The organism is Dermacoccus sp. SAI-028 (genome assembly GCF_004346775.1).
GTDB lineage: Bacteria > Actinomycetota > Actinomycetes > Actinomycetales > Dermatophilaceae > Dermacoccus > Dermacoccus nishinomiyaensis.
Window position 1 is genome coordinate 2,176,091 of the sequence record NZ_SMFS01000001.1, and the last position, 13,150, is coordinate 2,189,240.

The following is a 13,150-nucleotide window of genomic DNA, read 5'->3' on the forward strand; positions in this document are numbered from 1 at the left end:
ACGTGCGTGGGCACCGGCCGCTCCCCCGCTCGCTGACTAGACTCGCCCCGTCCGCCCACGCCATCAGGAGGCCCCGTGCCCAAGCTCAGCGTCGTCATCCCCTTCTACGGAGTTGAGGACTACCTCGAGGCGTGCCTCGTCTCCGTGCGCGACCAGCTCCTGCACGACGTCGAGGTCATCCTCGTCGACGACGGCTCGCGGGACGGTTCTCGCGCCATCGCCCAAGGCTTCGTCGACGAGGACGCGCGCTTCCTGCTCGTCACGCAGGAGAACGCCGGCCTCGGGCCCGCACGCAACGCCGGGGCCGCACACGCGACAGGTGAGTACCTGACCTTCCTCGACAGCGACGACCTCCTGACCGCACGCGGGTACTGGACGCTCGTGACCACGCTCGAAGCCACCGGTTCCGACTTCGCCGCCGGCAATGCGCTGCGGTTCACCGACGCGGCCGGCACCTACCAGTCGTGGACGCACGCCCTGCCGTTCGCGACACCGGCCCGCCGCACCACTCTCGCCGAACGCCCCGACCTGATCCGCGACCGGATGGTGTGGAACAAGGTGTACCGGCGTTCGTTCTGGGAGCGCGGTGACTTCGCCTTTCCACCGATCCGGTACGAGGACTACCCCGTCACCCTGCGCGCCTACCTCGAAGCACGCAGTGTCGACATCGTCGACGAGCACGTCTACCTGTGGCGCGATCGCGAGTCGGGCACGTCGATCACCCAGCAGACGGGTGATGCGCGCAACGCCGCCGAACGCTTCGAGTCAGCCCGCCTGGTGATGGATGTCCTGCACGCCCACGATGCCCCGGCCGAGGTGACGCGTCGCGTCGCGAGCTACTTCGCCCGTGTCGACCTCGTCTCTCTCGCCGGCACGATGGTGAGCGCACCCGAGGCCGATCGCCCGGGGTTGGAGCGCATGGCGTGCGAGCTCGCGGCGATGATCGACCCACGCGAAGCAAGCGATCAGACGCAGGTCTCGAAGTTGATCCACACCGCCCTGCGCCGTTGCGACCTGCCGTTCGCCCGCGCGCTGGCGCGCTGGCGCAATGGCGGCTCGAAAAAGACGCTCGTGCGGGACGTCGCCCGGTTGCGCGACCCGCGCGCCGCAAGCGAAGTCGCGGTCGCGCTCATCGCCTCGCGCACACCCCAGCACCCACTCAAGGAGCGCCGACTGCGCTCCAGCCTGCACGCCGTCTCGACGAACGCTGCGCGGATCGACGTCGTCATCGACACGCGCCTCAATCCGGCGCTCGCGCGCCATGCCACCGTCAGTGCACAGCTCATCCCTTCGACGTCAGTGCGTGACGAGCGGTCGTCACATGTCGAAGGGCCCTCGCACGGCCAGGCGGCCTCCCCCGGCATGACACACTCGCCGAGCGATGTGGGCGCCGTGGCGCTGCAGGTGACGACCCGTGAGTCGATGCCGTGGGGTGTTCGACTGCACCTGAGCGCCGCGCTGGGCACGCGCGTCGATCTGGGCCACTACGCCCTCGACCTGCGCTTGAGCCTGCCCGGCGGTCTGCAGCGCTGGCGCGGCCAGGTGGAAGGCTCCCCCGATGTGCTCGCCGGCCCCACGAGGACCGCGACCGCCCCACCTCGCGCCACGCGCGCATCGATTCCACGAGCAGGCTGGGTGCAGCCCGTCACGCAGCCGCGAGCAGGCCTGGCGGTCCTCGCGGGCGACGAGGTCGTGCTCGCCGGCGCTCGGCTCGTCAGCGACGCCTTCGTCCTCGCCCTTCCGGCCGGCGTCTCGGCCCTTCAGGTGCATCGTCGCGCACCGATCGATCCGCTCGATGTGGTGGTGACGGCGGGCGCCGTCCGCCTCGACCCTGCTGAGATGTTCGCCGGGGACGCGCCCATCAACCCCGTCGACGGTATCCACGAGGCCGCACTGCTGGGAATCGAGGACGGGGAGCGCCGCCCGTTGCTCATCTCCGGTTCGGCGGGCCCGCTCGAGGTGTCTTTGCCCGACGGCGCCCGGGTGCAGCTCGCGCGCGACGGCCGCGGGCGCGCGCTGCTGCGCAAGCTCCCGGCGGCGTTCGGCGACGTCTGACCAGGCCCGGCCAGCACAGCTGGAGCCCCGCCTGCGACGACGCGAGCGAAGGGCGACGCCCACGAAGAAGGCGCTCACCCCGATGCCGGGGCGAACGCCTTCTTCACGAATCGACGATGTGAGTCACGCCCCGCAGAACGTCCGAATGATCTCGATGACCCGATCGACGTCCGAGTCGGCGAGGTCGGGAAACATCGGCAGACTGATCTCCTGCTCGTAGTAGGCCTCGGCCTTCGGGCACATGCCGCGCTTGTAGCCGAGATCGGCGAAGTACGGCTGCCAGTAGACCGGGATGTAGTTGACCTGCACACCGATGCCCTGCGCACGCAGATGGTCGAACAGCTCGCGGCGTCGGCCGTCGGTGATGCGCAGCGGATAGAGGTGCCAGACCGGTTCCGCGCCCGCGCGGTGGCCGGGCAACGTCAGCTGCTCGATGCCCGCGAGGCCCTCGTTGTAGCGGTCCGTCAGCTCCTGACGGCGCGTCTTGAACTGCTCCAGTCGCGTCAGCTGGCTCGAGCCGAGCGCGGCCTGCAGGTCGTTGAGCCGGTAGTTGAGGCCCAGTTCGGGCATCTCGTACCACCACGCGCCCTCGTCGGGATGACGCAGCTGGTCGGCCTCGCGCACCATGCCGATGCCCTTGAACCGGCGCGCGCGCTCGAGGACGTCGGCGTCCTTCGCGACGACGGCGCCGCCCTCACCCGTCGTGAGGTTCTTCGTCGGGAAGAAGGAGAACGTCGTGATGTCCGCGAGGGAACCGACCGGCACACCGTTCAGGGAGCCGCCGACGGAGTGCGCCGCGTCCTCGAGCAGGTACGCGCCCGCATCCTTCGCGACCTTCGACAGCGCGGGGGCGTCGACGGGGTGGCCGCCGTAGTCGACGCCCGCGATCACCTTCGTCGAGGCGGTGACCTCGGCGGCGGCGGCCTCGGGGTCGAGGTTGCCCGTGTCCTCGCTGATGTCGGCGAAGACGATCTTAGCGCCCAGCAGCGCCGCCGCGGTCGCCGTTGCGAGGAACGTCAGCGGGGTCGTGATGACCTCGTCGCCCGGGCCGACCTCGGCCGCGGCGTACGCGACGTGCAGCGCAGCCGTGCCGGAGGTGACGGAGACCGCCGGCTCGGCGACGCCGGCCAGTTCGCCGATCTGCTTCTCGAACGTCTCGACGTACGGGCCGGTGGTCAGCCAGTCACCCGACAGCACCTCCTGCACGGCGGCGATGTCGGCGTCGTTGATGGACTGACGGCCGTAGGGCAGCATCCGCGCGCCCTCAGATGCCCGAGGCGAGCATCTGCTGCAGCTGCTCGATCGTGTACCACTGGTCGTTGTCGCCCGAGGAGTAGTGGAAGCCGTCCTCGACGGGCTTGCCGTCCTTCGGCGGCTCGTAGCCCCACGTCGCGAAGTCGGGCTGCAGGACGAAGTACTTGCCGTCCTTGACGATCACCGCGCGGCGGCCCTCCTCCGGGGAGATCATCTCCTCGTGCAGCTTCTCGCCGGGGCGCAGGCCGACGTCGTGCATCTGCGCGCCGGGGGCGATGGCCTGCGCGAGGTCGGTGACCTTCATCGACGGGATGCGCGGCACGAGCAACTCGCCGCCCTGCATGAGGTCGAAGGTGTCGAGCACCATCTGCACGGCGTCGTCGAGGGTGATGAAGAAGCGGGTGCAGCGCAGATCGGTGATCGGCAGCGACTCGCCGGCCTCGTGCATCGCCTTGAACTTCGGGATGATCGAGCCGCGCGAGCCCATGACGTTGCCGTAGCGCACGACGGCGAAGCGCGTCGGGTAGGCGGCGGCGTAGTGGTTGCCGAGGATGAACAGCTTGTCGGCCGTCAGCTTCGTCGCGCCGTAGAGGTTGATCGGGCTAGAGGCCTTGTCGGTCGACAGTGCGACGACCTTCTTGACGCCCGCGTCGATGCACGCCTCGATGACGTTCTGCGAACCGATGACGTTCGTCTTGACGAACTCGTACGGGTTGTACTCGGCCGTGTCGACCTGCTTGAGCGCCGCGGCGTGCACGACGTAGTCGACGCCGTGCATGGCGCGCTTGAGACGGTCGAGGTCACGGATGTCACCGATGAACCAGCGCAGGCGCGGGTCGTCCTTGAACAGCGCGCGGCACTCCCACTGCTTCAGTTCGTCGCGCGAGTAGATGACGACGCGCTTGGGGTTGTGCTCGGCGAGCAGCTTCGTGATGAAGGCCTTGCCGAAGGAACCGGTACCACCGGTGACCAGGATGGACGAACCGTCAAGAATGCTCACGCGGGCTCCCAAATCATGTCGTACGTCGGTGACGCCGGAGCAAACGCCACGCGACGTGGCGCCTCACCGTTCTGCTCGATATCAGGTCAAGGCTAGCACCCGGCCCGTAGGCGCCCCCCGACCGTGCAGGCGGGGTGAGAGCATCGACGCATGGACGCTTCTCGTTCCCCGTCTCCCGCTGCGTGGCCCGGGGAGCCCGCCGCGACGACGCCTTCCTCCCCCACCCGTCGCGTCGTGCTGCGCGCCGATGCCACACCGACCATCGGCGTCGGGCACGCGATGCGATTGCTTGCGCTCGCCCAGGAGTTGCGCGGACGAGGCATCGAGGTGCACCTCGCGGGCGATCTCGATGTGGCATGGGTGGCGTCGGCCTACGCCGAGGCCGGCGTTCTCGTGCACCCCTGCCCCACCGACCCCGACGACCTCGTCACGCTCGTGCTCGATCTCGACGCGCGGTGGTGCGTACTGGATCGCTACGACCTGGGTCCGCGCTGGGGCGTGTGGCTGCGGCGAGCCGGCGTCGTCGTCATGGCGATGGTGGACGGGCCGTTCTCGGCTGATCAAGACGCCGACCTCTACGTCGACCAGAATCCCGGTGCGACGCCTCGTGCCGTCGGCGCGGGACAGCTCGCCCTCGCAGGGGCGGACTACACCCTCTTTCGTGACGACGTGCTCGCGCTGCGCCGCCCCGTCGGTGACGTCGCCGTCGATGACGTCGCCGACGAGGAGCAGCGCCCGCTGCGCGTGCTCGAGGTGTTCGGCGGCACCGACCCGTGCGGCGCGGCGCCCGTCGTCACACCTCTCGTACTGCAGGCATGCAGCGGCCTGGCCGCCGACATCACCGTCGTCACGCCTGACCGGACGTGGGTCGCCCCCCTCGCCGCGGATGCACCCCCCGGTGTCGAACTGCGAGCGAGCGGACCGGTGAGCGACCTCGCCGCGCGCGCCGCGGCCAGCGACCTCGTCGTGACCGCGAGCGGGTCGTCCGTGTGGGAACTCATGTGCCTCGGTGTCCCGCTCGGCGTCGTCTGCGTCATCGACAACCAGCGCCCGGGTTACGACATGGTGGCCGATGCAGATCTGGCGCTCGGGCTCGGCGACCTCGAGATGCTGCGACGCGACGATGACGCGCGCGCCGCGGCCGTGAGCGCGCTGCGCGAGGCGTTCACCGACCGCGACGTGCGCGTCGAGCGGGCCGCACGGGCTCAGGAGTTGCTCGACGGTCGGGGTCGCGCCCGCGTGGCGGAGGCTCTTGTCAGCCTGGCTCGCTAGGCTGGCGAACGCACCCTCGTCGAATCGGCACTGTTTCGAACAGCACCGTCCCAGCAGCTCCGGAGGCTCACCGTGACCCGCACCCGCGTCGTCATCCAATCCCGCCTGAACTCGAGCCGGCTGCCCGGCAAGGCGCTCATGACGATAGGCGGGATGCCGCTGATCGAGCTCGTCGCGCGCCGAGCCTCGCGTGATGGCCACGAGGTCGTCGTCGCCACGAGTGAGGAGCAGTACGACACCCGCATCTTCGACCACCTCGCCCGCGTCGACATCCCGGCGATGCGTGGCTCACTCGACGACGTGCTCGGCCGCTTCGTCGAGGCGACGAAGGACATGGACGACGACGACCGCGTCGTCCGCCTGACCGGCGACAACCCCGTCGGCGACTCGAGCCTCATCGACGAACTCGTCGAGGCCATGGATGCGGGCGGTTACGAATACGGCCGCAACGACGTCTCACACATGCCCGAGGGGCTCGGATGCGAGGTCTTCCGCGTACGCGATCTGCGGCGCGCCGCCGCATCGACGAGCGACCCGTACGACCGCGAGCACGTGACCCCGTGGTTGCGCCGCAACGTCAAGACCCTCGACTTCGTCCCCGCAGCGAACCCCGGCGACCCCGAGCGCTTCCGCTGCACCGTCGATGTCCTCTCCGACTACGACCGGGTGTGCCGCCTGTTCGCCGACAAGGCCGACCCCGTCGCCGTCCCATGGACGGACCTCATCGCGGAGATCGGCGGGCCCGCCTTCACCGCCGGTCCCAGCGTGCCGCGCCGCGACGACAGCGAACTCGATCAGTCCGTCATGATCCTCGGCGGCCAGGCGTTCGCCGGCCCCAACGCGCCGTCGGCCGCGGAGATCCGCGCGATGCTCGCGACGGCCGTAAACCGCGGCGTCAACCACGTCGAGGTTGGTCGAGGCGACCACAACGCCGAGGAGATCCTCCACAAGTGCGGCGAGCCGCAGCTGACACAGCGGCTGCACTTCATCTCCCGCCTGCGCGAGATGCGCACCAACGACCCGCGACTCGCGGCCGCCGTCATCGAGGCCCAGCTCGAACGTTCCTTCGCCGAACTCGGCCGGCGTCGGGCGTCCGCCGTGCTCATGGCGAACGTCGACGAGGCGCACGACGCCGACGGCGCCGGCTGGCACCGCCTGCGCGACTACCAGGACAGCGGCGAGGTCGGCCGCATCGGCGTCAACGTCGAATCGCTCGAAGAACTCGAACGCGCCCTCGACCTCACCGGGCTCGGCTACGTGCAGTTCCCGCTCGGTGTCGCCGACCGGCAACTGCGCGCGGCGGGAGAGCTGCTCGGAGGGCGCGACGTCGTCGTCACGACGCACGCGACGTTCGCCGGCGGCACCGTGTTCGACCCGAGCGAACTCAACCGTCAGCTCGTGCTTCTTGCACACGAACTGGGACGCGCCAACGTCGCCGACCTGTGCGTCGCCTACAGCTTGTCGCACCAGTTCGTCGACTCCCTCGCGATCGGCACCCGCAGCAACCAGCAGATGATCGACGACCTCGCCTACTGCCTCAACGCCCCGCTGACGGCCGACGAGCGCGACGCCGTCGAGGAACGCCTCGACGCGGTGGTGTCCTGATGACGACCCGCACCCCGTGGCAGGTGCTCGAACACCTCGTCGCGACGGATCAGACGGCACCACGGGTGACGTTCTACGAGCGCACGCCCGGCCCGACGCAGGGTGAACGCATCGAGCTGTCCGCCAAGGTGCTGACGAACTGGGTGAGCAAGGCCGCCAACCTCTTGAACGAGGAGCTCGACGTCGACGCGTCCTCGAGCGTCGTCGTGCACCTGCCTGCTGCTCACTGGCGCACGGCCTACTGGTGCCTCGCCGTGTGGTCGCTCGGAGCGCAGGTCGTCTTCGTCGATGCCGACGACGATGGCGCCCTGCCGTCTGCCCCCATCGTGCGGGAGGCCGACGTGCTCGTCACCTCGAACCCTGCGGACGAGGTCGACAGCGACATCGTCGTCGTCACGCTCGCGATGCTGGCGCGTCGATCGTCCGCTCCCCTGCCGACCGATGCGATCGATGAGGCGCAGGAGCTCAGCACCTTCGGCGACGTGTTCACCCCGTTCGATGTCCCGGCGCCGACGGCCGCCGCGCTGACCGTGGTGACGGGCCCGGGCGACGAGCATCAGACGTCGTACGCCGACCTCACGACGCCACTCACCGACGCCGGCCGGCACTTCCTGGCCTCGCCGTCGCCGGAGCTTCTCGCCGGCGTCCTGGCGGGCGGCGGCAGCGTCGTGCTCGTGCGAGGCGACATGGAGGCCGCTGACCTGGCGCGCCTACTGGAGCAGGAGTCCGCGCAGCCTCGATGAGGCGTCGTCGCCAGGCGTGCACGAAGGTGGACGAAATTCGCCGAGGTGCACGGAAATCGCGAAGGTGGACGCGATTCGCGAATGTGGACGAAGATCGCCGATGGGGACGGGAATCGCAGGTAGGTCAGCTGACGCCGGCGTCGAGATCCTTGTTGTAACGGTCGATGATCTCCTTCATCGGCCCGTCGCCGACGAGGGTGCCGCCCTGCAGGTAGATGCCGCGCGTGCAGAAGCGCGTGAGGTCACCTTCGGAGTGGCTGACGAGGAACAGCGTGCGTCCCTCGGCGAGAAGCCCTTCCATCCGCTCGTAGCACTGCTCGCGGAAGGCACGGTCGCCGACGGCGAGCACCTCGTCGACGAGGAGGATGGGCTCGTCGAGCTGCGTGATGACGGAGAAGCCTAGCCGCACCTGCATGCCGGAGCTGAAGTGGCGGAACGGCAGGTCGAGCCCCCGCTGCACCTGCGGCCCGGCGAACTTGACGATGTCGTCGAATCGCTCGTCGACCGTCTCCTTCTTCATGCCGTGCAGGCCGGCCATGAGGTAGATGTTCTCGCGAGCCGACAACTCGCCGATGAAGCCACCGGTGAGTTCGATCATCGGGGCGACGCCCTCGTGGATGCGCGCTGAGCCCTCGTCGGGAAGCAAGGTGCCGGCGATCATCTTGAGCAGCGTCGACTTGCCGCCACCGTTGGCCCCGACGAGACCGACGGCCTCCCCACGGCCGACGTCGAACGAGACGTTGCGCAGCGCCCAGAACGTCTCCTTGTCGTAGGAGGTCTTGCGCTTGTAGATGATCTCGCGCAGCGACAGGTTGCGCTTGCGGCCCTTGAGGAACTCGACGCCCAGGTCGTCGACCTCGATGACCGGCTTGCCCTCGGGGGTCTGCCATTCGACGGGCATCTCAGATCTCCTTGAGGATCGCGGGCTCGAGCTTGCGGAACACCCAGGAGCCGAAGGCGAGCCACCCGAGCGAGAGGACGAAGGCGAAGATCCAGCTGTGCCAGTCGGGGCCGTGCTCGCTGACGAAGCCCGCCCGGTACATGTCGATGATGCCGGTGAGCGGGTTGATCTGCATGAGCGTCGTCGCCCAGCCGAACCCGTGCTGCGAGGCCTTCTCGGCGAGCAGATGGATCGAGTAGATGATGGGTGTCAGGTAGAACAGCACGCGCAGGATGATGCGGACGATCCGGATGAAGTCGTCGACGAGCGCTGCCACCGGGGCGATGACGAGGCCCATGCCCATGAGCAGGATGAACTGGATGAGCAGCGCCGGGATCCAGTACACCAGCTCCCAGCTGAGCTGCACCTCCCCGTTGGCCCAGTAGTAGAGCATGAATCCGATGAGGATCGGCAGTGACAGCAGGTGCTCGATGCCCTTGGAGATGACCACGCGCGCCACCCACAACTCGCGCGGAAGGTTCGTCGAGCGGACGAGCAACCGCTCCGCGTAGAGCGCTCGCGCGCTCTCGTTGATGACGTTGTTGAACCAGTTCCAGGCGAGCATGCCGGCGACGATGAAGAGCACGATCGGCACACCGTCGGTGTTCTTGAACCGCTGAGCCATCGGCTCACCCGGTGAGGGGTCGCTCGCCCAGATGACGCCGAAGACGAACGAGTAGACCAGCGCCATGGCGAGGGGGTCGATCAGGGTCCAGAGGTAACCCAACGCCGAGCGCGAATAACGCACGCGAAGGTCACGTCGGACGAGGGTGTCGAGCGTCGCTCGATGGTCCCAGATCCGCGCCAAGCGGTTCGATGAGTTCATGTCTTCCTTCATGCTGACCAGCTGCTTCGCCCACCGGCTCGAGGGCAGCGGCACCTGGCGGTGCCACGACGCAGGCATCTCAGCCTACCGAGCACGCGCTGGGAGTTCGCTCAGGCTCGCGGGGCCTGCCCCGGTTCGGCGGGTTCGAGCTCGACGCGGGAGGTGAGGAAGCCCAGGCCCCAGGCCAGGTGCATCGTCGCGAGCACGGCCGGCATGCGGACGACGACGGCCGCGTCGCGCCCGCGCGCCGCGTGCACGCCTCCGGCGGTGACGAGGGCCGCGTACCCGAGCGGCGCTGCGAGCGCCGGGCGCCAGAACGCGCCGAGCGCAGCACCCCCGACGACACCGACGACCGCGACGGGCGGCGCGAGATAGCGCAGGTTGATCGACCCCTTGTGCTGACGCGCGACGACGCGACGCCACATGCCGTACTCGAAGTACTGCTTGGCGAGCGCCTTGAAGCTCGCCCGCGGACGATAGGTGACGCGCAGTTCGGGGGTGAACCAGACGGTGCCGCCCGCGCGGCGGATGCGGTAGTTCATCTCCCAGTCCTGTGCCCGCGTGTAGCGCGGGTCGTACATCCCGACGCGCTCGATCCACTCGCGCGCGAAGTTGCCGAGGTAGACCGTCTCGACCGCGCCGGCGTCACCGCCTTGCTTGAACTTCACGCCCCCGACGCCGATCTTCGACTTCATCGCGCACTCGACGGCCTGCTCGAAGTCGGTCGTTCCCTCAGCGTCCATGATGCCGCCGACGTTCGCGGCGCCCGTCTCGGCGAGCAGCCGCTCGACCGTGCGCAGGTAGCCCGGCGAGAGGATGCCGTGGCCGTCGACGCGTACGAGGATGTCGTGGCGCGTCGCAGCGAGCGCGGCGTTGAGGCCGTCCGGCGTGCGGCCCGTGGGGTTCTCGACGAGGGTGATGCGATCGTCGGCGTCTGCGAGCTCGCGCGCGACGTCCCACGTTCGGTCGTGGCACGGCCCGATGGCGAGGACGACCTCGAGCGGGCCGTCGTATTCCTGCGCGAGGATGGCGCGCACCGACTCGGCGAGGTGCTTCTCCTCGTCGAGGATCGGCATGAAGACGGAGATGCCGCGACGTTCCCCGTCGTCGGCTCCGGCCGGTTGTGCGGCGGGCGAATGCTCATCTGACACGGAACGACGTCTCCTGATCGAGCTCGGTGCGCCGTCGGCGGCCCCGTCCTGGGCCCGCCGCGGCGCGGATGCGTTCGTCAGCCTACCGGGGGCCAGGGCGCGGGCGGCGGGGCCCCGACCTGCTCGCCCCGCGTGGCGCTGCCCCGAAAATCACAGCGCAGTTGTCTAACCTCGAGGGGTGCCGCAGCCGAATGATCCCCGTGACCCTCGTCAGCCCCGCCCCCGCCCCGACGGGCATGGCGGCCCTCGCGAGCACGACGCGTTCGTCGTCGACACGCGCCGTTCGAAGGGCAATCGACGCGCGATGCCGCAGCGCGCCGACACACCGTGCGCGGGTGACGCACCGCGCGACGCCGAAGGTCCCCGCCGCGGGGCCGAACAACCTCAGCGGCGGCCCGACGCACCCCGTCGCGCGCCCGATGCCGACCGTGGGCCAGCCGCACCCCGTGACGCCGTCGCCCGACGTCCCCACCCACAGGAGCAGCTTCCGCCGCAGGAACGCCCGACGCCCGGCGGCACGCCCCGAAACCAGGACGTCGCAGGAGCCCAGGCGATCCCCGTGCGCGGCGCGCGGCGCGACAACGCGGGCCCCGCAGGACGTTGGAGCGATCCCCGCGCCTCGAACGCCCGCCCGACCGAGGCTCGCATCGGCGAGCGCCGTGACGGCGACGCCCGCACCGGTGACGGCCGCCCGGCGGGGCGTCTTCCGAGGCGTCCCGGTGGCGCTGCCGCGGCGGGCGCAGGTGCTGCAGCCGCGGGTTCGGCGGGCGCAGGTGCTGCAGCCGCAGGTTCGGCGGGCGCAGGTGCTGCAGCCGCGGGTTCGGCGGGCGCAGGTGCTGCAGCCGCAGGTTCGGCGGGCGCAGGTGCTGCAGCCGCGGGTTCGGCGGGCGCAGGTGCTGCAGCCGCAGGTTCGGCGGCCTCCGCCGACGAGCGCCGCCGCACCTCACCCGACGCCCCGGACCGCGACTCGACCCGTGCCATGCCGCAGGAAGATGCCCCGGGCCGCGACTCCACGCGCGCCATGCCGCAGGAGGGTGCCCCCCGCCAGGGCGGACGACGTCGCGTCATCGGAGGTGCTGCGGCGGCCGGGGCCGCGGGCGCCGCCGCGTCCGGGCACGCTCGCGCCGCCGGCGTGGGGCCCAATGTCCGTGACATCGACGCCCAGCGCGGCCCCCACCGCGACCTCCGTCCTGGCGGCCCTCACGGACCCGCCGAAGCCAGCGGCCCCGTCGGACAGGGCGGCCCCGGCGCACAGGGTGGCCCCGGCGGGCCGGGCGACTCGGGCGAGGAACCGCCTCGTCCACGCGGCCGGTTCGGGCGCGGCAAGAAGATCGTCGCAGGGGTGCTCGTGCTGCTCCTGCTGTGGGTCGGCGGCCTCGTCTGGGCCGGCATGTCCGCGTGGGGCAAGGTGCAGAAGGTCGACGCGATCCCCTCGGAGCACCTCGCCGATTCGGGCGCGGGCCACAATACGCTCATCGTCGGATCAGACGGGCGCAGTGGCCTCACGACCGAGCAGAAGAAGAAGCTCGGCACGGGTGACGCGGAGGGCCAGCGCACCGACTCGATCATGATCCTGCACACGGGCGGCGACAAGCCGACCCTCATGTCGATCCCGCGCGACAGCTACGTCTCCATTCCGGGGCACGCGAAGAACAAGATCAACGCGTCGTTCTCGATCGGCGGCCCGCAGCTGCTCGTCAAGACGATCGAGACGAACACCGGCATCCACATCGACAACTACATGGAGATCGGTTTCGGCGGGTTCGCCTCCGTCGTCGACGCCGTCGGCGGTGTCAACATCTGTGTCGCCCGCGACATGGACGACCCCAAGGCCCACATCAACCTCAAGAAGGGGTGCCAGCAGATGGACGGGCCGACGGCCCTGGGGTACGTGCGAGCCCGTTATTCCGACCCGGAGGGCGACCTCGGGCGCGCCAAGCGTCAGCGTCAGTTCCTCGCGGCGCTCATGAAGGAGATCAGCTCGCCCTCCAACCTGCTCGTGCCGTGGAGGCTCAAGGGCCTCGGCGAATCGGGCGCGCAGGGGCTCACGGTCGACAAGGGCATGTCGATGATGCAGGGCCTGCGGACGATGTGGAACCTCAAGAAGTTCTCCGGAGACGGCGGCAACTCTGTCGTCGTGCCCATCGGCAACGCGGCGCTGCCCACCCCCGCCGGCGAGGCCGTCGAATGGGACGCGACGCGTTCGGCCGAGCTGTTCAAGGCCATCAAGGAGAACGGCGACACCTCCTCCTTCGTCAAGAAGACGACGGCGAACTGAACCTCGTGACGGTGGCCTCACCCCGC

At 69.8% G+C, this 13,150-nt stretch carries 10 protein-coding genes; 5 read left to right on the top strand and 5 right to left on the bottom strand.

Annotated features, from left to right (window positions below):
• Window positions 1-75: 75 nt before the first annotated feature.
• Complete coding sequence (locus tag EDC82_RS09945; RefSeq protein ID WP_038568980.1) at window positions 76-2,055, top strand: glycosyltransferase; 1,980 nt, start codon at window positions 76-78, stop codon at window positions 2,053-2,055.
• Between the two features lie 123 nt (window positions 2,056-2,178).
• Here EDC82_RS09945 and EDC82_RS09950 read toward each other — a convergent pair whose 3' ends face one another.
• Together EDC82_RS09950 and pseB are read right to left on the bottom strand one after the other, a co-directional pair.
• Window positions 2,179-3,309, bottom strand: a complete 1,131-nt coding sequence (locus EDC82_RS09950; RefSeq protein ID WP_131941344.1) for a DegT/DnrJ/EryC1/StrS aminotransferase family protein — start codon at window positions 3,307-3,309, stop codon at window positions 2,179-2,181.
• Between the two features lie 10 nt (window positions 3,310-3,319).
• The gene (gene pseB / locus EDC82_RS09955) at window positions 3,320-4,309 is read right to left on the bottom strand and encodes a UDP-N-acetylglucosamine 4,6-dehydratase (inverting) (RefSeq protein ID WP_062258232.1); all 990 of its coding nucleotides are present in this window, start codon (window positions 4,307-4,309) and stop codon (window positions 3,320-3,322) included.
• Window positions 4,310-4,459: 150 nt separating this feature from the next.
• Between pseB and EDC82_RS09960 the strand changes: the two genes are divergently transcribed.
• From EDC82_RS09960 to EDC82_RS09970, 3 genes are all read left to right on the top strand, one after another.
• Window positions 4,460-5,581 carry a PseG/SpsG family protein gene (locus EDC82_RS09960; RefSeq protein WP_131941347.1) on the top strand — a complete coding sequence of 374 codons (1,122 nt, stop codon included), beginning with the start codon at window positions 4,460-4,462 and terminating at the stop codon, window positions 5,579-5,581.
• 72 nt (window positions 5,582-5,653) lie between these two features.
• A complete protein-coding gene (locus EDC82_RS09965) occupies window positions 5,654-7,186 on the top strand; it encodes an aldo/keto reductase (RefSeq protein WP_074040658.1) in 1,533 nt (510 codons plus the stop codon).
• Window positions 7,186-7,929: a TIGR03089 family protein gene (locus tag EDC82_RS09970; protein ID WP_131941349.1), complete on the top strand. Its 744-nt coding sequence runs from the start codon at window positions 7,186-7,188 to the stop codon at window positions 7,927-7,929. The genes EDC82_RS09965 and EDC82_RS09970 overlap by 1 nt, the downstream gene beginning before the upstream one ends.
• 124 nt (window positions 7,930-8,053) lie before the next feature.
• Here the strand turns inward: EDC82_RS09970 and EDC82_RS09975 are convergent, their stop codons facing one another.
• The 3 genes from EDC82_RS09975 to EDC82_RS09985 form a co-directional block, all read right to left on the bottom strand.
• Window positions 8,054-8,830 (bottom strand): ABC transporter ATP-binding protein, encoded by a 777-nt coding sequence (locus EDC82_RS09975; RefSeq protein ID WP_006943597.1) that lies wholly within the window; start codon window positions 8,828-8,830, stop codon window positions 8,054-8,056.
• 1 nt (window position 8,831) lies between these two features.
• Complete coding sequence (locus EDC82_RS09980) at window positions 8,832-9,695, bottom strand: ABC transporter permease (protein ID WP_074040692.1); 864 nt, start codon at window positions 9,693-9,695, stop codon at window positions 8,832-8,834.
• 110 nt (window positions 9,696-9,805) lie between these two features.
• Window positions 9,806-10,846: a glycosyltransferase family 2 protein gene (locus EDC82_RS09985; RefSeq protein WP_006943585.1), complete on the bottom strand. Its 1,041-nt coding sequence runs from the start codon at window positions 10,844-10,846 to the stop codon at window positions 9,806-9,808.
• A gap of 178 nt (window positions 10,847-11,024) precedes the next feature.
• On the opposite strand from EDC82_RS09985, the gene EDC82_RS14970 reads away from it, so the two are divergent.
• Window positions 11,025-13,124 (top strand): LCP family protein, encoded by a 2,100-nt coding sequence (locus EDC82_RS14970; protein ID WP_235006187.1) that lies wholly within the window; start codon window positions 11,025-11,027, stop codon window positions 13,122-13,124.
• Window positions 13,125-13,150 lie beyond the last annotated feature (26 nt).